Origin of the sequence: Bacteroides sp. f07, from assembly GCF_042854785.1 — a bacterium.
Lineage (GTDB): Bacteria > Bacteroidota > Bacteroidia > Bacteroidales > Bacteroidaceae > Bacteroides.
Genome location: NZ_BAABXI010000001.1, coordinates 3,272,995 through 3,294,107, shown reverse-complemented (window position 1 = coordinate 3,294,107; position 21,113 = coordinate 3,272,995). Strand labels below are relative to the sequence as shown.

General features: G+C 45.2%; 16 protein-coding genes. 11 read left to right on the top strand and 5 right to left on the bottom strand.

Translation table 11 applies throughout. The features are described from left to right. The first annotated feature begins 48 nt into the window (after nt 1–48). Entirely contained in the window at nt 49–1,110 is a 1,062-nt protein-coding gene (gene leuB, locus ACGHVY_RS13400) for a 3-isopropylmalate dehydrogenase (protein WP_308746190.1), read from the top strand. A gap of 96 nt (nt 1,111–1,206) precedes the next feature. Here leuB and ACGHVY_RS13395 read toward each other — a convergent pair whose 3' ends face one another. After that, a complete protein-coding gene (locus ACGHVY_RS13395) occupies nt 1,207–1,896 on the bottom strand; it encodes a phosphatase PAP2 family protein (protein WP_390599688.1) in 690 nt (229 codons plus the stop codon). A gap of 96 nt (nt 1,897–1,992) precedes the next feature. Continuing rightward, the gene (locus ACGHVY_RS13390) at nt 1,993–3,828 is read right to left on the bottom strand and encodes a sulfatase-like hydrolase/transferase (protein WP_308746189.1); all 1,836 of its coding nucleotides are present in this window, start codon (nt 3,826–3,828) and stop codon (nt 1,993–1,995) included. Between the two features lie 131 nt (nt 3,829–3,959). On the opposite strand from ACGHVY_RS13390, the gene cysK reads away from it, so the two are divergent. Together cysK and ACGHVY_RS13380 are read left to right on the top strand one after the other, a co-directional pair. Further along, complete coding sequence (gene cysK, locus ACGHVY_RS13385; protein ID WP_390599454.1) at nt 3,960–4,910, top strand: cysteine synthase A; 951 nt, start codon at nt 3,960–3,962, stop codon at nt 4,908–4,910. A gap of 24 nt (nt 4,911–4,934) precedes the next feature. After that, entirely contained in the window at nt 4,935–5,753 is an 819-nt protein-coding gene (locus tag ACGHVY_RS13380) for a tetratricopeptide repeat protein (protein WP_390599453.1), read from the top strand. 10 nt (nt 5,754–5,763) lie between these two features. Here ACGHVY_RS13380 and recQ read toward each other — a convergent pair whose 3' ends face one another. Further along, complete coding sequence (gene recQ, locus ACGHVY_RS13375) at nt 5,764–7,572, bottom strand: DNA helicase RecQ (RefSeq protein ID WP_390599452.1); 1,809 nt, start codon at nt 7,570–7,572, stop codon at nt 5,764–5,766. Nucleotides 7,573–7,842: 270 nt separating this feature from the next. Between recQ and ACGHVY_RS13370 the strand changes: the two genes are divergently transcribed. The 7 genes from ACGHVY_RS13370 to ACGHVY_RS13340 all read left to right on the top strand — a co-directional run bounded on the left by ACGHVY_RS13370 (nt 7,843) and on the right by ACGHVY_RS13340 (nt 15,167). After that, entirely contained in the window at nt 7,843–8,307 is a 465-nt protein-coding gene (locus ACGHVY_RS13370) for a helix-turn-helix domain-containing protein (RefSeq protein WP_390599451.1), read from the top strand. 94 nt (nt 8,308–8,401) lie between these two features. Further along, on the top strand, nt 8,402–10,450 hold the full coding sequence (locus ACGHVY_RS13365; protein ID WP_390599450.1) for a dipeptidyl-peptidase 3 family protein: 2,049 nt from the start codon (nt 8,402–8,404) through the stop codon (nt 10,448–10,450). A gap of 7 nt (nt 10,451–10,457) precedes the next feature. Next, nucleotides 10,458–11,117: a DNA alkylation repair protein gene (locus ACGHVY_RS13360; RefSeq protein WP_308746184.1), complete on the top strand. Its 660-nt coding sequence runs from the start codon at nt 10,458–10,460 to the stop codon at nt 11,115–11,117. Between the two features lie 80 nt (nt 11,118–11,197). Further along, a complete protein-coding gene (locus ACGHVY_RS13355) occupies nt 11,198–11,680 on the top strand; it encodes a transcriptional repressor (protein WP_308746196.1) in 483 nt (160 codons plus the stop codon). A 2-nt stretch (nt 11,681–11,682) separates the two neighbouring features. Then, nucleotides 11,683–12,954 carry an adenylosuccinate synthase gene (locus ACGHVY_RS13350; RefSeq protein WP_308746183.1) on the top strand — a complete coding sequence of 424 codons (1,272 nt, stop codon included), beginning with the start codon at nt 11,683–11,685 and terminating at the stop codon, nt 12,952–12,954. A gap of 105 nt (nt 12,955–13,059) precedes the next feature. Further along, nucleotides 13,060–14,367: an alpha-L-fucosidase gene (locus ACGHVY_RS13345; protein ID WP_308746182.1), complete on the top strand. Its 1,308-nt coding sequence runs from the start codon at nt 13,060–13,062 to the stop codon at nt 14,365–14,367. Between the two features lie 119 nt (nt 14,368–14,486). After that, the gene (locus tag ACGHVY_RS13340; protein ID WP_004301089.1) at nt 14,487–15,167 is read left to right on the top strand and encodes a zinc metallopeptidase; all 681 of its coding nucleotides are present in this window, start codon (nt 14,487–14,489) and stop codon (nt 15,165–15,167) included. A 119-nt stretch (nt 15,168–15,286) separates the two neighbouring features. Here the strand turns inward: ACGHVY_RS13340 and ACGHVY_RS13335 are convergent, their stop codons facing one another. Beyond that, nucleotides 15,287–16,882, bottom strand: coding sequence for a hypothetical protein (locus tag ACGHVY_RS13335; protein ID WP_390599449.1), 1,596 nt, complete (start codon nt 16,880–16,882; stop codon nt 15,287–15,289). A 160-nt stretch (nt 16,883–17,042) separates the two neighbouring features. Here ACGHVY_RS13335 and hisS point away from each other — a divergent pair, with 160 nt between their 5' ends. Then, nucleotides 17,043–18,407, top strand: a complete 1,365-nt coding sequence (hisS, locus tag ACGHVY_RS13330) for a histidine--tRNA ligase (protein WP_390599448.1) — start codon at nt 17,043–17,045, stop codon at nt 18,405–18,407. Nucleotides 18,408–18,545: 138 nt separating this feature from the next. Here hisS and ACGHVY_RS13325 read toward each other — a convergent pair whose 3' ends face one another. After that, complete coding sequence (locus tag ACGHVY_RS13325) at nt 18,546–21,089, bottom strand: prolyl oligopeptidase family serine peptidase (protein WP_390599447.1); 2,544 nt, start codon at nt 21,087–21,089, stop codon at nt 18,546–18,548. Between the last annotated feature and the right edge of the window lie 24 nt (nt 21,090–21,113).

Here is a 21,113-nt window from a genome sequence, read left to right as displayed (position 1 = left end):
CGGTCTTCGGTTTATCACTAATCACTAATAAACTAAACATTAAATAACATGGATTTTAAAATTGCTGTATTAGCAGGCGACGGTATCGGACCGGAGATTTCTGTGCAAGGTGTAGATGTGATGAGTGCCGTTTGCGAGAAGTTTGGTCACAAAGTAAGTTATGAATATGCTATTTGTGGCGCAAATGCCATTGATGAGGTAGGAGATCCGTTTCCGGAAGAAACATATCAGGCTTGTAAGAACGCGGATGCGGTTTTGTTCTCTGCCGTAGGTGACCCGAAATTTGACAATGATCCTACCGCAAAGGTACGACCGGAACAAGGCTTGCTGGCTATGCGTAAGAAACTGGGACTTTTCGCTAATATCCGCCCCGTACAGACATTCAAATGCCTGATTCACAAATCTCCGTTGCGGGCGGAACTGGTAGAGAATGCTGATTTTATCTGTATCCGCGAATTGACCGGTGGTATGTATTTCGGAGAGAAGTATCAGGATAACGACAAGGCTTATGACACTAATTACTATACCCGTCCGGAAATCGAACGTATCCTGAAAGTGGCTTTTGAATATGCAATGAAACGCAGGAAACATCTGACCGTGGTGGATAAGGCGAATGTGCTTGCTTCTTCGCGCCTGTGGCGTCAGATTGCACAGGAAATGGCTCCCGATTATCCGGAAGTAACTACTGATTATATGTTTGTGGACAATGCTGCCATGAAGATGATTCAGGAACCGGCATTCTTCGATGTGATGGTTACCGAGAATACATTTGGTGATATTCTGACGGACGAGGGTTCTGTAATCAGCGGTTCTATGGGATTGCTTCCGTCCGCTTCTACGGGTGAAAGTACGCCGGTATTCGAACCGATTCACGGGTCATGGCCGCAGGCTAAGGGATTGAACATTGCTAATCCGTTGGCGCAGATTCTTTCCGTGGCTATGTTGTTCGAGTATTTCGACCTGAAGGAAGAGGGTGCGTTGATTCGTAAGGCGGTAGATGCTTCTTTGGACGAGAATGTGCGTACACCGGAAATTCAGGTTGCCGGTGGTGCCAAGTACGGTACGAAAGAAGTAGGACAGTGGATTGTTGACTATATCAAAAAGGCTTGATAAAACTTTGGTAATCGAGAAAGTCTTATAAAGCAAAACAGAAAGCCCGGCATCGGAAATGGTGCCGGGCTTTCTGTTTGAGGATAGCTCTATGTTTTACCAGCTTTTAATCGTGGAATAGATAAGGATTCCGAGCACCGTCAACAGTCCTGCATAAATGGTGACTGACGTTTGCTTGATTTCATTCCTTCTTGTGCGGGTGGATGGTTCTAAATATACAGCCGCTTTATAAGCAATGGTACTGAACATCCATCCGCCGAATCCGCCGATGATACCGCCGACAAGTAAATCGCCGGGATAGTGTACGCCCAGGTAAATGCGGGTATAGCAATTAAGGACAGCCCACGCTATGATGAAAAGACTTAGCCAGCGTTTGCGGAATGTGAATACCACATACAAGGCTAGTCCGAATGAATTTGCAGCATGACAGGAGGGGAATCCGTAACTTCCGCCGCGGTAACCGTTTACGATATATACCATATCGACAATCGGATTTTCGAGATTGGCGGGGCGCAGACGGGCTACAACCGGGCGGATAAGGCTGCTGCACACTTGGTCGGCAAAGGTGATGGTAAGTGCGATAGCTATTACATAACACAGGACTGCTTTCCAGTGAAAGTTCTTTAGTAGGATATACAGGATGGTAGCGTACATAGGTACCCAGATTATCTTTCCGGTGAAGGAGGTCATAAAGTAATCCCAAAAAGGGGAGTGGATACCATTGAAAAACAGGAAGATATTTGTATCTATCTCTGACAGGATTTTAATGAGGCCGGTATTTACCATCATGCTTTATTGTTAAATTTTAGACGTCGCAAATATACAATAAAGAATAGGAAATTGTCCTATATTACCTTATAAATCTTCTATTATTCACTGTTCCTATCGTTTGGCAAGGTCATCATAGAGCTTCTGCAGAAAGGCTTTCCCTTTTTCCAGGTTTGCTCCTTTTTCCGTGCCTTCATCGAGTTGTACGGTATTGGCATCCAGATTATATACCAACTGGTTTTCGGGAGTCACCATACCGAAGAAGTTCGGGCGGGTGAAGTATCCGAAATGCGGAGATGCCGGATTCATGATATCCTTGCTGAAAGTAAATTCATCGTGCGGCAATCCCAGTTGGGAAAGCAGGGTGGCGGCAATATCTATTTGTGAGGCGTAAGTATCTATAACACGGGGTTCCTTGATTGCACCTCCAATTAGAATGAGAGGAATAGTCTGTCCGTCCAATGGATTTTCTATCGGATACGGATAAACTCCTTGATGATCCGGAACGAGTACAAATACGGTATTTTTCCACTGTGGAAGTTCCTTGTACTGTTTGACAAAGTCGCCTACGCAACTGTCGGCGTATGCGAAGGCGTTGAGCCCTTTATCATCCAGCCGGTGAAACGGAACTTCAAAAGGTTCATGGCTGCTTGAAGTCTGTACAAATTTCAGGAAGGGTTCTTTTTGTTCTTCTTCCTTCATGTCTTTCAGCAGGCGTTGGAACAAGACATGGTCATGTGCTCCCCATTTGCCTGTACGTTCGGATAGCGGGAAATCTTTGTCGCAAACAATCTTTTCGATGCCGGAAGACATCAGATAAGAGCGCATATTGGTGAAATCCGCGTCTCCGCCGTAATAATAATCCAGGCTATATCCGGCGTTTTTCAGGCTGCGCGGGATAGAGGGAAGTTTGTCCGTCTTTTCGGGATACTTCATAATACTGGTGCTCGGCTGTCCGGGGTAAGCGCTGATGATAGATGCCAGTCCGCGGTCGGTGCGGAAGCTGTTGGCATAGAAATTACTGAATAGGATGCCTTCTTTGGCGAATTTATCCATGTTGACAGCTACGTTGGGCTGTCCGCCGAAAGTTTCCATCAAGTGTGTGGAGAAACTTTCGAGAATGATAAAGATGATATTAGGGCGTTGGGTATTTAATAATTGTGGGATGCTGTCTGTCGCTGCGACAGGTTTGTCGGTCATTTCTGCAAATAGTTCGTCCGCCACTTTCGGATCCATGAAGCGGTATTGTTTGTCGAAGTTGGTCTGATGGGTGGCGGAATACATAAAGCTGAATATCGGATTGATGGCAGCATGGTTCATCCGCTGGTCCTGACTGAAATATACCTTGCTCAGATTCATGGTCGATACGGTGAAACCGCCACGGATAGGGATGAAAAGGGCGGCTGTCAGCAACAGGAGTGCGAGAGAGACATTTTGTCGCCGGTAAGGTATTTTCAACGGTTTTCTTTCACGGATAAGTACCATATAGAATATGTAGTATAAGAGGGCGGCATAGATAAGCATTGCCAGTATGCCTAGCAGGACAAACCAGAAGCTGACACTTGCCATAGCGTCTTTGGGCGAAGAGAAGAAGTAGAAAATGGGGGTGGCGTCGAGACGGAATCCCCAGAAACCGTACAATCCCAGGTCGATGATAAAGAGGCAAGCCATGACGAAAGCGATTAATCCGAAGTAGCCTTGGCGGATGCGCCGCAGGATGGGCGATTGGGTCCAGGCGGAAGCTATGAGTATCAGTCCCGGAATGGCGGTGAGATAGCCTGCGAGGGATAAGTCCAACGGCAGGCCGTGCCACATGACACTGAAATAATCGCCGAAAGACACCTCATTATATAGGTCATGGTAGTAAACCATGAAGAACGGTTTTTGAAGAACGAATAGAAGAACAAATAAAAAATAGGTCGTGAGAAATTGTATGATTCTCTTTTTCATATCTGTAAACTTAAAAAGATTGAACGGATACAAAGTTACTATACTTTTCTTTATCTTTCTTATGATGTGATGTAAAACATACCTTTTTTTCCATATCTTTGCCCGATATGTGACAAAAATGAAGTAGTGAAATGGCAAAGATTGCAAAGAAACTGACAGATTTAGTGGGGAATACCCCTTTGATGGAACTTTCCGGTTATAGCGAAAAGTATGGTCTCGAACAAAATATTATTGCCAAACTGGAGTCTTTCAATCCGGCGGGAAGTGTGAAGGACAGGGTGGCTCTTTCGATGATTGAGGATGCTGAAGCACGCGGAGCATTGAAGCCCGGTGCAACAATTATTGAACCGACAAGTGGAAATACGGGTGTCGGACTGGCGATGGTGGCTACCATCAAAGGGTATCATCTGATATTGACCATGCCTGAGACGATGAGCCTGGAACGCCGGAACCTGTTGAAAGCACTCGGTGCGGAAATTGTGTTGACGGACGGACCGGGCGGGATGGCTGCTTCCATTGCCAAGGCAGAGGAGTTGCGCGACAGTATTCCCGGATCGGTGATTCTGCAACAGTTTGAGAATCCTGCCAATGCCGCTGCGCATGAGCGTACGACGGGGGAAGAAATATGGCGGGATACGGATGGTGAAGTGGCGGTTTTTGTTGCCGGAGTAGGTACGGGCGGAACGGTTTGCGGTGTGGCCCGTGCATTGAAGAGACATAACCCGAATGTCTATATAGTAGCGGTGGAACCGGCAGCATCTCCTATATTGGAAGGGGGGCAGGCAGCTCCACACCATATTCAGGGAATCGGGGCGAATTTTATTCCGAAACTGTATGATGCTTCTGTGGTGGATGAAGTAATCGGTGTGCCCGATGATGAAGCGATTCGTACGGGACGTGAACTGTCAACTACGGAAGGTTTGCTGGCCGGAATATCTTCGGGTGCGGCGGTGTATGCAGCCCGCCAGTTGGCACAGCGTCCGGAATTCAAGAACAAAAAAATCGTAGCGTTGTTACCTGATACGGGAGAGCGTTATCTGTCTACCGAGTTGTTTGCATTTGACGCGTATCCGTTGGACTGATTCATTAATTATACCCCGAATTATATGGTAAGAATTATTATAGCATTACTCTTTTGTTTTCCGGTTGCCATCTGTGCGCAGACTTATCAGCAGTTGTCTGAAAAAGCAATCGAATGTATTGAGAACGATAGTCTTCCCCAAGCCGAAGAGCTTCTGATCAAGGCTTTGAAGATGGAACCGAAGAATGCAAAGAATGCGTTGCTTTTTTCTAATCTGGGCTTGGTGCAGCGTCGGATGGGAGAGTTCGACAAAGCGCTCGAATCTTATTCTTTTGCACTGAACTTTGCTCCGTTGGCAGTTCCTATTTTGCTTGACCGTGCCGCTATTTATATGGAGATGGGAAAGACGGATAGGGCTTACACGGATTACTGCCAGGTGCTTGATGAGGATAAAAAGAACAAGGAAGCGTTGTTGATGCGCGCATATATTTATGTGGTTCGCAGGGATTATCCGGCTGCACGGATCGATTATAACCGTTTGTTGGAGATTGCTCCTCAGAGTTATAGCGGTCGGCTCGGACTGGCCACCTTGGATCAGAAAGAAGGGAAATTCCGTGAAGCTCTTGAGATTCTGAACAAGATGATTGTGGAAAGCCCTGACGATGCAACACTTTACATTGCCCGTGCCGACGTGGAGCGTGAGATGAAGCACGACGATTTGGCATTGGTGGATTTGGAAGAAGCTATCCGGCTGGATGCGTCATCGGCAGATGCCTATCTGTTGCGCGGGAATATCTATCTGGCTCAAAAGAAGAAAGCATTGGCAAAAACGGATTTTGAGAAAGCAATATCTTTGGGAGTGCCACCTGCCGATTTGCATGGGCAACTTCAACAGTGTAAGTGATGTTATTCTTTTATTCCACGAACTGCTTAATCAGCTTGACGAAATCTTTTCCGTATTTCCTCTTTTTATATTCCCCGATACCGCTGATTTCTCCGAATTCTTCAATAGTGGTAGGACGTGAAATGCTGAGCAGATGCAAGACCTTGTCCGACAATACAATATAGGCGGGCAAGCCTTCCTGGTCGGCAAGCTGTTTTCTCAATCCGCGCAATGCTTCGAACAAATCTTCGCTTTCGCCGCCTGCCGCACCGAAAGGAAGCTCTTTGGCGATAACCACTTTTTTCTTTTTTCCTTTTCGGGTAGCTGTTTCCTCATGGTGGATAACTGCCAATGTAGCTTGAGTCCTTCCGAAAAGGATATCACTTCCGCTTGACGTTATCTTGAGATGGTTATTCTCATTATAAGCAATCTCGAAATAGCCGAGTTGGAGCATTTGGAGCAGATAATCCTGCCAGTCACGAGGTGGAATGTCGCGCCCGGCACCAAAAGTCTTAAGTTCCTGGTATCCTTTTCCGGTCACTTCCGCGGAGTAGTTTCCACGAAGAATATCAATCAATACACCTGTACTGATTTGCTGTTCCGCACGTGCGATGGCACTTAACGCTTTTTGCACGATGACTGTGCCGTCAAACCGTTGAGGGGGATTTTTACAAACATCGCAATTGCCGCAGTCTTCGGTAGTTGTTTCCCCGAAATAACTTAGCAGGATTCTTCTCCGGCAAATGTCCGCTTCCGCATACTGCTGCATACGTTGCAGCTTTTCAAGATTGATGTTTTGCTGGCTGCTCTCTGTGGCAAACTTGGTCAGCAATATTAAATCTCCCAATGAATAAAACAAGACAGTGTCACTCGGCAGACCGTCACGTCCGGCGCGTCCTATCTCCTGATAAAAACTTTCTATACTTTTAGGCAGGTTATAGTGCATTACCCAACGGACATTCGACTTGTCGATACCCATTCCGAAAGCAATCGTGGCACATACCACCTGAATCCGGTCATTGATAAAATCATCCTGCGTCTCGTCTCTTTGTTGAGTGGACAATCCGGCGTGATAAACTCCGCAACGGATACCCTGCTTCTGCAACATCTGAGCTACTGTCTCCGTCTTGTTACGGCTCATACAGTAAATGATTCCGCTTGCTCCCTCGTGGCGGTGAATAAACTCAAGGATGGCTTTATTCTTTTCCTTTGCCTGGAACCCGCGCTTTACCGTCAGGCTGATATTGGGGCGGTCGAAAGAGGATATGAAGGTGCGAGGTTCGATAAGATGCAGTTGGCGAATAATATCTCCGCGGGTGATTTTATCTGCGGTGGCAGTCAAAGCAACAATCGGCACTTGCGGAAATTGCCGGTGGAGTACTCCCATTTGAGTGTATTCCGGGCGAAAGTCGTGTCCCCATTGCGAAATACAGTGGGCTTCATCAATAGCGAACAGAGAAATATGCATATCTCGCAATAAATAGTCTTTTTCCGCCAACAGTTTTTCAGGTGAAATGTAAAGTAGCTTTAATCGTCCCTCAATGCAGGCACGGCGCAGGTTGGCGTTTTCAGTTTCATCATTGCTGCTGTTCAGCGCTCCGGCGGCAACTCCGTTTGCCAGCAATGCCTCTACCTGGTCTTTCATTAATGAAATCAACGGGGATACTACAACGGCAGTACCTTCACTGAGCAAGGCGGGGAGTTGGTAACAGATAGATTTTCCCCCACCGGTAGGCATTAGCACTAATGCATCCTTTTTATCGAGGATGTGGCGTATTATATCTTCTTGCAGGGGACGGAAACTGTCGTATCCGAAGTGCTTTTTTAGAGTTTCTCTCATGGACGCTTGTTTTTAACTGGCTGCAAAGGTACGTTTTTCTTTGACAATTCCCGCAGTGTGTAGATTTCTGTTTCCGAGATGAAATATAAAAAGGTTAAAGTTTCTTATTATTCGGGCTTATTCCCTCTTTTTCAAGGTTTTTGATTGTTTTATTAGAAAAAAAATGCACAAAATAATTGTGTGTTTAAAAAAAAAGTAAGACATTTGTAACATGTAACGTTGCAAATATGCAATTATTAACAAATGAACAAACCCTAACCAGTTAATTCAATGAGTGATTTAGAGAACAAAAAATCGGAAGAAACTCCGAAAAAACGTCCCTACAATTTGAGGGAAAAGAAAGAAAAAAAGGCTGCATACAGGTCATTAATCAGACCGGAATTGGCAGACGAGTTGTATGACAAGATTCTGAATATTATCGTTGTACAGAAGAAGTACAAGGATCCTGACTATTCAGCGAAAGACTTGGCGAAAGAGCTTAAAACGAACACTCGTTACCTTTCTGCAGTAGTAAACTCACGTTTCGGCATGAACTATTCTTGTCTGTTGAATGAATACAGAGTAAAAGATGCTTTGCATTTATTGACTGACAAGCGTTATGCAGACAAAAATGTGGAAGAGATTAGCGCTATGGTTGGCTTTGCAAATCGTCAATCTTTTTACGCTGCATTTTACAAGAACGTAGGTGAGACTCCTAACGGATACCGCAAAAAACATTTGGAAAACAAAAAGTAATTGCGCATTCCGAATTTGATTGAAAGGAATTACCTCTAAATGAAAAATTTTGGAGATAATTCCTTTTCTTATTTAATTAATCAACACTAGCATTATGAATAAACATCTTATTTCAATGGCTGTGGCTGCCACGATTCTGACATCGTGCGGCGGAGCCAAAACAACAACTGCCGAGGCAGATAAATTTGATTATACAGTGGAACAATTTGCAGACTTACAGATTTTGCGTTATAAAGTCCCCGGATTTGAGGAACTGACGCTGAAACAGAAAGAACTGATTTATTATCTGACAGAGGCCGCTCTCGAAGGAAGGGATATTCTGTTTGACCAGAATGGGAAGTATAATTTGAGAATCCGCCGGATGCTCGAAGCAGTATATACGAATTACCAGGGGGATAAAACGACTCCTGATTTCAAGAATATGGAAGTGTACTTGAAGAGAGTATGGTTCTCCAATGGTATTCATCATCATTATGGTACGGAGAAATTTGTACCCGGATTCTCACAGGATTTCTTGAAGCAGGCTGTACTCGGGCTTGACGCCACACTGCTTCCGTTGGCGGAAGGACAAACTGCCGAACAGCTTTGCGATGAGCTCTTCCCGGTCATCTTCGATCCGGCTGTCATGCCGAAGCGGGTGAACCAGGCGGATGGCGAGGATCTTGTACTGACTTCCGCTTGTAACTATTATGACGGAGTGACGCAGAAAGAAGCGGAAGATTTCTATAATGCGATGAAAGATCCGAAAGATGAAACTCCGGTTTCGTATGGTCTGAACAGCCGTTTGGTGAAAGAGAACGGTAAGTTGCAGGAAAAAGTATGGAAGGTAGGCGGACTCTATACGCAGGCTATTGAGAAAATCGTTTATTGGTTGAAGAAAGCCGAAGGGGTAGCGGAGAACGACGCACAGAAAGCGGTTATCTCCAAGCTGATTCAGTTCTATGAAACCGGCAGCCTGAAAGATTTCGACGAATATGCCATCCTTTGGGTGAAAGATTTGGATTCGCGAATCGACTTTGTGAACGGATTCACGGAAAGCTATGGTGACCCGCTGGGAATGAAGGCTAGCTGGGAATCATTGGTGAACTTCAAGGATATGGAGTCTACACACCGCACGGAGATTATCAGCAGCAACGCGCAGTGGTTCGAGGATCATTCGCCGGTGGACAAGGCTTTCAAGAAAGACGAAGTGAAAGGTGTATCGGCAAAAGTTATCACTGCCGCTATCCTTGCAGGGGATCTTTATCCGGCAACTGCTATCGGCATCAACCTGCCGAACGCCAACTGGATTCGTGCACATCACGGTTCCAAGTCGGTGACTATCGGCAATATCACGGATGCCTATAACAAGGCGGCTCACGGAAACGGATTCAATGAAGAGTTTGTTTACAGCGATACGGAAAGACAATTGATTGATACTTATGCCGACCTGACGGATGAACTGCACACAGACTTGCACGAATGTCTGGGACACGGTTCCGGCAAGCTGCTTCCGGGGGTAGACCCTGACGCACTGAAGGCTTACGGCTCTACGATTGAAGAAGCGCGTGCCGACTTGTTCGGTTTGTATTACGTGGCTGACCCGAAACTGGTGGAACTGAAGCTTCTCTCTTCTCCCGAAGCTTACAAGGCTCAGTATTATACGTATCTGATGAACGGTCTGATGACACAGTTGGTACGTATCGAACCGGGAAATACGGTGGAAGAAGCTCATATGCGTAACCGCCAGTTAATCGCCCGTTGGGTATTCGAGAAGGGGGCAGCCGACAAGGTAGTGGAACTGGTGAAGAAAGACGGAAAGACATATGTCGTTATCAATGACTATGAGAAAGTACGTGAGCTGTTCGGTGAATTGCTCGCCGAAATTCAGCGTATCAAGTCGACAGGCGACTTCGAAGCAGCCCGCTCCTTAGTAGAAAATTACGCTGTAAAGGTAGACCCGGCTTTGCATGCTGAAATATTGGAGCGTTATAAGAAACTGAATCTGGCTCCATATAAAGGTTTCGTAAATCCGAAATATGAATTGGTGACAGACGAGAATGGAAACATTACCGATGTCACGGTGGCTTATGATGAAGGGTATGTGGAACAAATGCTGCGTTACAGCAAGGATTACTCTCCGCTTCCTTCAGTAAACAACTAATCTGAAAATGGATATTAAAGAACAACTTAAAGATATCAAAACACAGCTCCGTCTCTCAATGAACGGGGCTGTGTCCCAAAGTATGCGTGAAAAAGGGCTGGTGTACAAACTCAATTTCGGAGTGGAACTGCCCCGTATCAAAATGATTGCCGAAGGCTACGAAAAGAATCACGATCTGGCGCAAGCCTTGTGGAAAGAGGAGATTCGGGAATGTAAGATTCTGGCAGCCATGCTTCAACCGATTGAGACTTTCTATCCCGAGATTGCTGATATTTGGGTGGAAGACATCCGGAATATCGAAATCGCGGAGCTGACTTGTATGAACCTGTTCCAGAATCTGCCGTATGCTCCCGCCAAGTCTTTTCACTGGATTGCCGATGAGCGCGAGTATGTGCAGACCTGTGGTTTCCTGACTGCTGCCCGGCTGCTGATGAAGAAAGGGGATATGACCGAACGGGCTTCCGGCGAACTGCTCGATCAGGCTATGTGCAACGTCCATTCCGAGAGTTATCATGTGAGGAATGCGGCTTTGCTGGTGATCCGGAAATATATGCAGCATAGTGAAGAGCACGCTTTCCAGATATGCCGTCTGGTGGAAGGAATGGCTGATTCCTCGGTAGAAGGTGAGCGGATGCTTTATAATATGGTGAAAGCGGAGACAGAATGACTACTCTGATAAATATCAAAGAAATCCTTTTGCGTTCCGCAAAAAAGGCTTAACTTTGTTCGCGCTAATTTTGGCTGATGATGGAAACTCAAAACGTGAAAGATACAGTAAGGCAGATATTCACGGAATATCTCACAGCGAACGGGCATCGTAAGACTCCTGAGCGCTACGCCATACTCGATACTATCTATTCTATCGACGGTCATTTCGATATCGATATGCTCTATTCGCGGATGATGGACCAGGAGAATTTCCGGGTAAGCCGGGCAACCCTCTACAATACCATTATTCTTCTTATCAATGCACGGCTGGTCATCAAGCACCAATTCGGAACTTCCTCCCAATACGAAAAATCATATAACCGCGAGACACATCATCACCAGATATGTACGCAATGCGGTAAAGTGACCGAGTTTCAGAACGAGGATTTGCAGCATGCCATTGAAAATACGAAATTAAGCCGTTTCCAACTTTCGCATTATTCCTTATATATATATGGAATATGCAGCAAGTGCGACAGAGCTAACAAAAAGAAGAAAGTTAATAACAACAATAAAAAATAAAGATGAAAGTAGATGTTCTTTTAGGATTACAATGGGGCGACGAAGGTAAAGGAAAAGTAGTCGACGTTTTAACACCTAAGTACGATGTGGTTGCCCGTTTCCAGGGCGGCCCGAATGCCGGTCATACACTTGAGTTCGAGGGACAGAAGTATGTGCTTCGTTCTATTCCTTCCGGTATTTTTCAGGGAAACAAGGTAAACATCATCGGTAACGGTGTGGTACTTGACCCGGCACTGTTCAAAGCAGAGGCCGAGGCGCTTGAAGCATCAGGCCATCCGTTGAAAGAACGTTTGCACATTTCAAAGAAAGCTCATCTTATTCTTCCTACACACCGCATCCTCGATGCTGCTTACGAAGCTGCCAAGGGGGACGCAAAAGTAGGAACTACCGGTAAGGGGATCGGCCCTACTTATACGGATAAAGTTAGCCGTAATGGTGTCCGTGTAGGTGATATCCTTCACAACTTCGAACAGAAATATGCTGCTGCAAAAGCACGCCACGAACAAATCTTGAAGAGTCTGAACTATGAGTATGACCTGACGGAACTGGAAAAGGCATGGTTGGAAGGCATCGAATATCTGAAGCAATTCCATTTCGTAGACAGCGAACATGAAGTGAATAACCTGTTGAAGGATGGCAAGAGCGTTCTTTGTGAGGGTGCTCAGGGTACTATGCTCGATATTGATTTCGGTTCGTATCCGTTTGTGACTTCTTCCAATACTGTTTGCGCAGGTGCTTGTACCGGACTGGGAGTGGCTCCCAACCGTATCGGAGAAGTGTATGGTATCTTCAAGGCTTATTGTACGCGTGTAGGTGCAGGACCGTTCCCGACAGAATTGTTTGACGAAACCGGTGACAAGATGTGTACATTGGGACATGAGTTCGGTTCGGTGACAGGACGTAAACGTCGTTGCGGATGGATTGACCTGGTAGCGTTGAAGTATTCCGTTATGATAAACGGCGTAACCAAATTGATTATGATGAAGAGCGATGTGCTCGATACTTTCGATACAATCAAAGCTTGTGTGGCTTACAAACTGGATGGCGAGGAAATTGATTACTTCCCGTACGATATCACTGACGGCGTGGAACCTGTATATGCGGAACTTCCGGGCTGGCAGACTGATATGACGAAGATGCAGAGCGAAGATGAATTTCCGGAAGAATTCAACGCTTATCTGACTTTCCTGGAAGAACAGCTTGGTGTGGAAATCAAGATTGTATCTGTTGGACCGGACAGGGCACAGACTATCGAACGTTATACTGAAGAATAACAATCTGGTAATTATATAGAGGGAAGGCGGAGTTTTTTTTATCTCCGCCTTTCTTGTTCAGACCTTTTGTTATCTATTTTTTAATACACATAAATAATCGCGCGTATGAAAACACGTTTTATTACTTTTCTTTTATTGCTCGCAATGGGCGTTAGTGCATTTGCACAGTCCTCTTCTTACCAACCCACCGAAGAGAATCTGAAAGCACGTCAGGAATTTCAGGACAATAAGTTTGGTATTTTCCTTCATTGGGGATTGTATGCCATGCTCGCTACCGGTGAGTGGACTATGACAAACAATAATCTGAATTATAAGGAATATGCCAAACTGGCAGGCGGCTTCTATCCTTCCAAGTTTGATGCGGACAAATGGGTGGAGGTTATCAAGGCTTCGGGAGCGAAATATATCTGTTTCACTACCCGCCATCACGAGGGATTTTCCATGTTCGATACCAAATATTCGGATTATAATGTAGTGAAAGCGACTCCTTTCAAGCGTGACATCGTGAAGGAACTGGCAGCCGCTTGTGCGAAGCATGGAATCAAGCTTCATTTCTACTATTCACATCTCGACTGGATGCGCGAAGATTATCCCTGGGGACGTACAGGACGGGGAACGGGACGCCCGAATCCGAAAGGAGATTGGAAAAGCTATTATCAATTCATGAATAATCAATTGACGGAACTGTTGACAAACTACGGTCCGATAGGCGCTATTTGGTTTGATGGATGGTGGGATCAGGACAGGAACAAAAATTTCGACTGGGAGTTGCCTGAACAATACGCATTGATTCATAAACTCCAACCCGGATGCCTTGTCGGCAATAATCATCATCAGGTGCCTTTTGCGGGGGAAGATATTCAGATTTTCGAACGTGACCTGCCCGGTGAAAATTCAGCGGGACTTTCCGGACAGGATGTAAGCCATCTGCCGTTGGAGACTTGCGAAACGATGAACGGTATGTGGGGATATAAGATTACCGACCAGAACTATAAGTCTACGAAAACACTGATTCATTACTTGGTGAAGGCAGCCGGTAAGGATGCCAATCTTTTGATGAATATCGGCCCTCAGCCCGATGGGGAGCTTCCAGCGGTGGCAGTAGAACGTTTGGCGGAAATGGGAGAGTGGATGAAGCAGTATGGCGAAACTATCTACGGAACACGTAGCGGTGCGGTTGCTCCGCACGACTGGGGAGTGACGACGCAGAAAGGTAATAAACTTTATGTGCATATCCTCAATCTGGAAGATAAAGCGTTGTTCCTGCCTTTGACAGATAAGAAAGTGAAGAAAGCGGTGTTGTTCAAAGACCAGTCTCCGGTTCGCTTTACCAAAACGAAAGCAGGTGTTTTGCTGGAGTTTGCCGATGTGCCGAAAGATATTGACTATGTAGTAGAACTTACAATTGACTAATTTTTAGATAATTCTTCATAAAAGCAAGGGGAAACTATCCTGACATTGGTAGTTTCCCCTTACTTTTGGCAAGTAATTTGTTTATAGAGATAGAGAGTAATAATTAAAATGAAAAGTATATGATGTCTTATTGGGTATTATTTATTGGAATTGCCGTAGTAAGTTGGCTGGTACAGATGAATTTGCAGAACAAGTTCAAGAAGTATTCCAAGATTCCTACAGGGAATGGCATGACAGGACGCGATGTAGCTTTGAAAATGTTGCATGACAATGGAATTTATGATGTACAGGTTACACATACTCCGGGCAGATTGACCGACCACTACAACCCTACTAATAAAACAGTGAATTTGAGTGAAGGGGTCTATGAAAGTAATAGCATAATGGCGGCTGCCGTGGCAGCACATGAATGTGGACACGCTGTGCAGCATGCACGTATGTATGCCCCGTTGAAAATGCGTAGTGCGTTGGTTCCGGTTGTGAACTTTGCGTCTTCCATTATGACATGGGTATTGTTGGGTGGTATCTTGTTAATAAACAGTTTCCCGCAATTGCTGTTGGCAGGTATTATTCTGTTTGCTATGACTACCCTGTTCAGTTTTATCACGCTGCCGGTGGAAATCAATGCAAGTAAGCGTGCACTCGTTTGGCTGAGCTCGTCCGGTATTACTAACTCGTATAATCATGCACAGGCAGAAGATGCTCTTCGTTCCGCTGCTTATACGTATGTAGTTGCTGCATTGGGCTCATTGGCTACATTGGTTTACTACATCATGATTTTCATGGGTAGAAGAGACTAAAAAAAGGGAGTATGTAGGTTTTGCACGGCTCCCTCTATATAAAACAAAACGTCTCCATAGACTTGAAATGCTATGGAGACGTTTTGTTTTATATGTTGAATTTTATTCTTTATTTCTGTTCATTCGTAATAAGTATATTCTCTTTCTTCGTATAATACAGGTTTGTCATCAATAAACTTGATGCGCTTTTTCCAGTTGCCATGCTTGTCATTATAGAATTTATATACGAATTTTACAGGTGGCTCATTGTTTATCGCTTCCGTGCCGGAAATAACTTCTCCACGGGTACTGTATTGATAAGTATAACTCCGTTCGTTTCCGGGAGTACCTGTTTTTTCCTCAACGATTCTGCCTTTGGTATTCCATATGCGGGTTATCGGTTGAAATTCCGTCCCCTTGGCTTCCGCCGGGGCAACCAGTATTTGTTTCATAATCAGATTACCGTATGGGTCGTATTGGTTGCGGACATCGCTGTATTTTGAACCGTCTTTGCCGAAGCATAATTCTGCAATACAATTGCCTTCTCCGTCATAACGGAAAATTGTCTTGCGCAGCATTTCATTGTTGGCATCCATCAAGGATTTACTTTTCACTCTGCCGTCATCGTTGTACGTCAACAACGAAGTGCTTTCTATTTTGGCATTGGGTAGTTTTTCTATTTCCTTCTCTACGTTCCCATTAGCGTCATATACATATTCGGTAGTACCTTTCGGTATGCCTGTATCCGAGAAATGTGAAACCATCGTCTTTCGTCCGTCCTTATCAAATTTACAGATGAAGAAGTTCCCTTTCTTCTGTCCTCTGTTGATGATGTCGGGACCGTTGGGAAGCGCTATGTACGAAGTCTGGTGTACGGTTTTCACTTTTCCTTGGAGCAACAGTGCTTTCCAGTCCGTATCTTCCGTTCCGGCATATTCGATGGTACGCATGACGATATATTCCGGGTTGGCACCATTGTATTCTATACGTTTAATCCAGTTGCCGTACTGGTCATAGGACATATCCACTCTTTTGCTTTTAGGAGCTTTATATCGTGCAAACTTCCCTTCCGAGTAAGGCTTTAATGGTATTGTGTCTTTTTTTTGCAGTTTCCGGTTGCCGGGATTGCCATTCTTGTTCAGCGTACTTTCTTCAATGACTTCCGTGACCTGCCCTTCATCGTTGTAGAGGATATTCACCGCTTCACGGTATGTTCTTTCTTTGGATTCTCTTGAAGGAGAGTAGATTACTCCTGCATGGATTCTTTGTATGATTAGCCCGGCTTCGTTGCGTATAATAGTGTCTATTCCTACTACAGTCCGTTGGGCATTAAGTTTCTTCTTACCGTCCATCCTGCCTTGTGCGTCATAATGATATTGATATACATCGCTGACTCCGCCTTTTTTGATAGAGGCGATGACTTCCTCTATTACATTCCCGGCTTTATCGTAAACGAAGATTATCTTACTGTCGGCACTTCCGTCCGGCTTTAGTGAGTTCTCTGCTATCTTCCGTCCGTTACGGTCATATCTTACAAAATGAATCTGGTCGACAACGGCACCTGCTGCCCATGCGGTATCTTTTTGTATAGCCTGATGTACCGTAGTGCGGGTACTTTTGAAGGGCGGGGTATTCTGGATATTGTTTTGTGCCAGTATCGGCATTGCCAAAAGTGAAGCAGTAATAAAAAGAATTTTCGTCTTTTTTATCGGGCACATAGTAGTTGTATTCATCATATTTCCGGTCTTTAAAGTTTCCAAAAGTGTAATGCCGCTCTCTGTTTGGAAAGTTTTGCATAACTTGGGGTACAATATTGAGCATTTTTTCAGATATATGCAAGCGTTGCTCGGAAATTTGCAGTAAATTTGCGCAATTAAAATTATAAACAGTAATATTATGGCAGCAAAACCAAGTATTCCTAAAGGAACTCGTGACTTTTCGCCGGTAGAGATGGCGAAGCGTAATTATATATTCAATACGATTCGTGACGTATATCATTTGTATGGTTTCCAACAGATAGAGACTCCGTCGATGGAGATGCTTTCCACACTGATGGGAAAATACGGTGACGAAGGAGATAAGCTACTCTTTAAGATTCAGAACTCTGGAGATTATTTCTCCGGTATCACTGACGAAGAATTGTTGAGCCGTAATGCTGCGAAGCTGGCAAGCAAATTTTGTGAGAAAGGATTGCGTTATGACTTGACAGTGCCTTTTGCCCGCTATGTGGTGATGCACCGTGATGAAATCACTTTCCCGTTCAAGCGCTATCAGATTCAGCCCGTGTGGCGTGCCGACCGTCCGCAGAAAGGACGTTATCGCGAATTTTATCAATGCGACGCTGACGTGGTAGGCAGTGATTCATTGCTGAACGAAGTGGAATTGATGCAGATTGTTGACACGGTATTCAGCCGTTTCAATATCCGTGTATGTATTAAGATTAATAACCGTAAGATTCTTTCCGGCATTGCAGAGATTATCGGCGAATCGGATAAGATTGTCGACATCACCGTAGCGATAGACAAACTGGATAAAATCGGACTGGATAATGTGAATGCCGAGTTGAGAGATAAGGGTATCAGTGATGAGGCTATCGCCAAGTTGCAGCCGATAATCCTTCTCAGCGGAACAAATGCGGAGAAGCTCGCGACATTGAAAGAAGTACTGTCAGCCAGTGAAGTAGGGTTGAAGGGAGTGGAAGAAAGCGAATTTATTCTGAATACATTGGAAGCAATGGGATTGAAGAATGAAATCGAACTCGACCTGACGCTGGCTCGCGGACTGAACTATTATACAGGTGCTATTTTTGAAGTAAAAGCACTGGATGTACAAATCGGAAGTATCACAGGTGGCGGTCGTTATGACAACCTGACCGGTGTATTCGGTATGGCAGGAGTTTCGGGTGTCGGCATCTCTTTCGGTGCAGACCGTATCTTCGACGTCTTGAACCAACTCGACCTTTATCCGAAAGAAGCCGTGAACGGAACGGAAATCCTGTTTATCAACTTCGGTGAAAAGGAAGCTGCTTTCTCTATGGGAATTCTGGCTAAAGTGCGCGCTGCCGATATCCGTGCGGAGATTTTCCCGGATGCTGCGAAGATGAAGAAGCAGATGAGCTATGCCAATGCGAAGAATATTCCGTTTGTAGCCATTGTCGGCGAAAACGAGATGAACGAAGGAAAGGTGATGTTGAAGAATATGGAGACAGGAGAACAGAATCTTGTTTCGGCAGAAGAGTTGATTGCTGCTGTGAAGAAATAAGCAGGGACAATTATAGGATAAATTGATAATATAATAAAAGGTGTCGTTGAATGTAGAATCAGCGACACCTTTATTATTTAAGAGATTGTACGTTTCGGAATTTGTAGATGGAAGATGATAACGGAGTTACAATCAGGATTACAGATGACGTTCCGGATATAACTCATTCCACCATTCGGGACGGTCTTGTAGCCAGCGTGCAAACCATGCCATGATAGAATTGTGCCATTTGATACGCTTGTCGTAATCTGAAATGAAATGGTTTTCGCCATCCACTGTGATAAACTCTACGGTCTTGCCTAATATCTTCAGCGCATTGAAAAGCTGGATACTTTCTCCGATGGGTACATTCGTATCCACTGTGCCATGCAGCAATAATAACGGAGTGTTAATCTTGTCGGCATTGAACAGGGAGCCTTGTTTGGTAAACAGTTCCGGGTTATTCCAGGGATAACTGTCGGCAGCCGCAATAGCATTGTATGAATATCCCCAATAACCTTCTCCCCAATAGCTCGTCACGTCACTGATACCAGCATGGGATACGGCAGCAGCGAAAATATCGGTCTGAGTTTGCAGATATTGAGTCATAAATCCACCGTACGAAGCACCGAGGCATCCGATTTTTTTCGCATCCACAAAAGAATGTTCCTTGCAGAACTGTTTCGTTCCTTCGATAATATCATCCGCAGTACGCTTTCCCCAAGCATTGACATGGCGTGCGGAAAACTCCTGTCCGAAGCCGATAGTACCGCTGGGCTGGATGACATATACTACATAATCACGTGATGCGAACAGTTGGGCACAGTACGGGTTTCCGATGCCGCGTGTCGTAGGAGTGGTGCCACCGTAGTAGTAAACGATTAGCGGATACTTCTTGTTGGGGTTGAAGTCAGGGGGAAGACACATCTTTCCGGTGATAACCGTTCCGTCCGAAGCCGTGAAGTTCCAAGGTTCGGTTTTGCCTAATTCAATTTTATCCAGAATCGGTTTCATCGGGTCGGCAAGCAAACGGGAAGTCTTTTTCTTCATATCGTAGAGATAGGCAACTCCCGAATTGGTATCCGACTGGCCGATATAAGCAGCGATAGACGGATTGTATTCCGACAGGGTGAAAGTGCTGACAACATCTACTTCGAGGTTCAACTTTTCGAAATTACCGTTTTTCGGAGAATAACGGTAGATATTCTTGCAGTCGCCGTCATCCGTGTTGAAGTAAATGCAACCGTCTCCGCGATTCCATTGCAATGGGCTGACGGTAGGATTGAAGTCTTTGGTTATCGGTTGAATCTTGCGTGTAGCCAAATCCATGATAAAGGCTTGTGTGTCGAAATCGTTGGCAATGGGTTGATTGCCGCAGTTCTTGCCAATACCGCCGAACGCTTCGGGGCTTGCAGTCAGTAACAACTGTTTTCCGTTCGGTGAATAGCTGGCGCCACCCAGGAATCTTTCGTTATGGAAAAGAGTATCTACCTTCAAAGTCTCCAAGTCTACCAAATAGAGAGAAGACAAAGAGAAAGGACGTTGGGTGATATTTTCTTTGGAAGTGCTGTATACCATATACTTTCCGTCGGGAGAAATATCCTGCAAGTAGGTGCTGTGATTGCCGTAAGTCAGCCGTTCGGAAACTCCGTTGGCAATGTCATACTTAGCCAGGAAACTGCGTCCCCGGGTATTGGGAATCCGGTCTGCCGGACTTACAATGCGGCGGAGAGCCCCTGTCTCATTTTTCCCTTCTTCCCTGGGGTAATAAATAAGGAAATCTTCATTGGGTGACCAGGTGAAACTTTGTTCGGGAATTCCTTTTAAAATAACCTCTTCGCGAAGAGTGGCAGGGTCGAGTGCGATTACGTCGTTTCCGCTTAGGGCAGTGACGGTATAATACAGCTTGTCACTTTTCGGCATCCATCGCATGCCATCCCTTACATTATCCAAAAGAACTTTTCCGGTTTTCAAGTCGCTGAGTTCGCAATAAGTGCGCGAACGTTTGGCGGAATGATTATTCCAGTAGCGGGTTAATAAATACTTTCCGCTGGGAGAGATGGCGACAGAAATCGTCCGGTTGCCATATACGGTATTGTCAAGCGAGAAACGTTGCTTGGCGTCGGGAGCAAGCGTGCAGGCAATCTCTTTGAATTTCCCGTCTTTAATCAGTTCACATTTCAAGGTAGGGGCAACTTTGTCTTCCGAAGCGGAAAGTAGTTTGAAAGTAATCTCATAATCACGTTCAGGCTCCATGCTGATAGCTATTTCACGGGAAGAGGCAGAAGTGATACTGTCTTCGGCAGCATCTTTTGTCTGCTTGGAAACTCCATCGATAAAGACTTCCCAGCGGACGGGAGAAGTGACCTTCAGCTTCCCTTTGAGGAAGCGTTCTGCACGTATTTGCGTTTTCAGCAGGTAGAGTTTATTGTTTTTCTCCGCTTTTTCCAGACTCAGATAACCTGCCGTATCAACAGTCAATGACTGCATTGGCGCATCCGGCAAATCCAGTACTACCGGAGTCTTGAGCAACATTTTCACGGAGTGTTTTTCTCCTTTCGGGTTAATGCTGTCGTTCATAACGGGAGTACGTACTTCGATAGCATTTCTTACTTTGTAGCTCGTCAGTCTCTCTTGTGCCCGGACCTGAAAAGCAGTCCCGGTTGCCAGTAAAATGGCAAAGGCCATTCCTTTCTTTTTCATGTGTTGTAAGTTAATAAAGGGATT

Excerpts from the sequence above, each read along its gene's own strand:
- leuB (WP_308746190.1), top strand. The coding sequence starts at position 49 with ATGGATTTTAAAATTGCTGTATTAGCAGGCGACGGTATCGGACCGGAG.
- ACGHVY_RS13395 (WP_390599688.1), bottom strand. The coding sequence starts at position 1,896 with ATGGTAAATACCGGCCTCATTAAAATCCTGTCAGAGATAGATACAAAT.
- ACGHVY_RS13390 (WP_308746189.1), bottom strand. The coding sequence starts at position 3,828 with ATGAAAAAGAGAATCATACAATTTCTCACGACCTATTTTTTATTTGTT.
- cysK (WP_390599454.1), top strand. The coding sequence starts at position 3,960 with ATGGCAAAGATTGCAAAGAAACTGACAGATTTAGTGGGGAATACCCCT.
- ACGHVY_RS13380 (WP_390599453.1), top strand. The coding sequence starts at position 4,935 with ATGGTAAGAATTATTATAGCATTACTCTTTTGTTTTCCGGTTGCCATC.
- recQ (WP_390599452.1), bottom strand. The coding sequence starts at position 7,572 with ATGAGAGAAACTCTAAAAAAGCACTTCGGATACGACAGTTTCCGTCCC.
- ACGHVY_RS13370 (WP_390599451.1), top strand. The coding sequence starts at position 7,843 with ATGAGTGATTTAGAGAACAAAAAATCGGAAGAAACTCCGAAAAAACGT.
- ACGHVY_RS13365 (WP_390599450.1), top strand. The coding sequence starts at position 8,402 with ATGAATAAACATCTTATTTCAATGGCTGTGGCTGCCACGATTCTGACA.
- ACGHVY_RS13360 (WP_308746184.1), top strand. The coding sequence starts at position 10,458 with ATGGATATTAAAGAACAACTTAAAGATATCAAAACACAGCTCCGTCTC.
- ACGHVY_RS13355 (WP_308746196.1), top strand. The coding sequence starts at position 11,198 with ATGGAAACTCAAAACGTGAAAGATACAGTAAGGCAGATATTCACGGAA.
- ACGHVY_RS13350 (WP_308746183.1), top strand. The coding sequence starts at position 11,683 with ATGAAAGTAGATGTTCTTTTAGGATTACAATGGGGCGACGAAGGTAAA.
- ACGHVY_RS13345 (WP_308746182.1), top strand. The coding sequence starts at position 13,060 with ATGAAAACACGTTTTATTACTTTTCTTTTATTGCTCGCAATGGGCGTT.
- ACGHVY_RS13340 (WP_004301089.1), top strand. The coding sequence starts at position 14,487 with ATGATGTCTTATTGGGTATTATTTATTGGAATTGCCGTAGTAAGTTGG.
- ACGHVY_RS13335 (WP_390599449.1), bottom strand. The coding sequence starts at position 16,882 with ATGATGAATACAACTACTATGTGCCCGATAAAAAAGACGAAAATTCTT.
- hisS (WP_390599448.1), top strand. The coding sequence starts at position 17,043 with ATGGCAGCAAAACCAAGTATTCCTAAAGGAACTCGTGACTTTTCGCCG.
- ACGHVY_RS13325 (WP_390599447.1), bottom strand. The coding sequence starts at position 21,089 with ATGAAAAAGAAAGGAATGGCCTTTGCCATTTTACTGGCAACCGGGACT.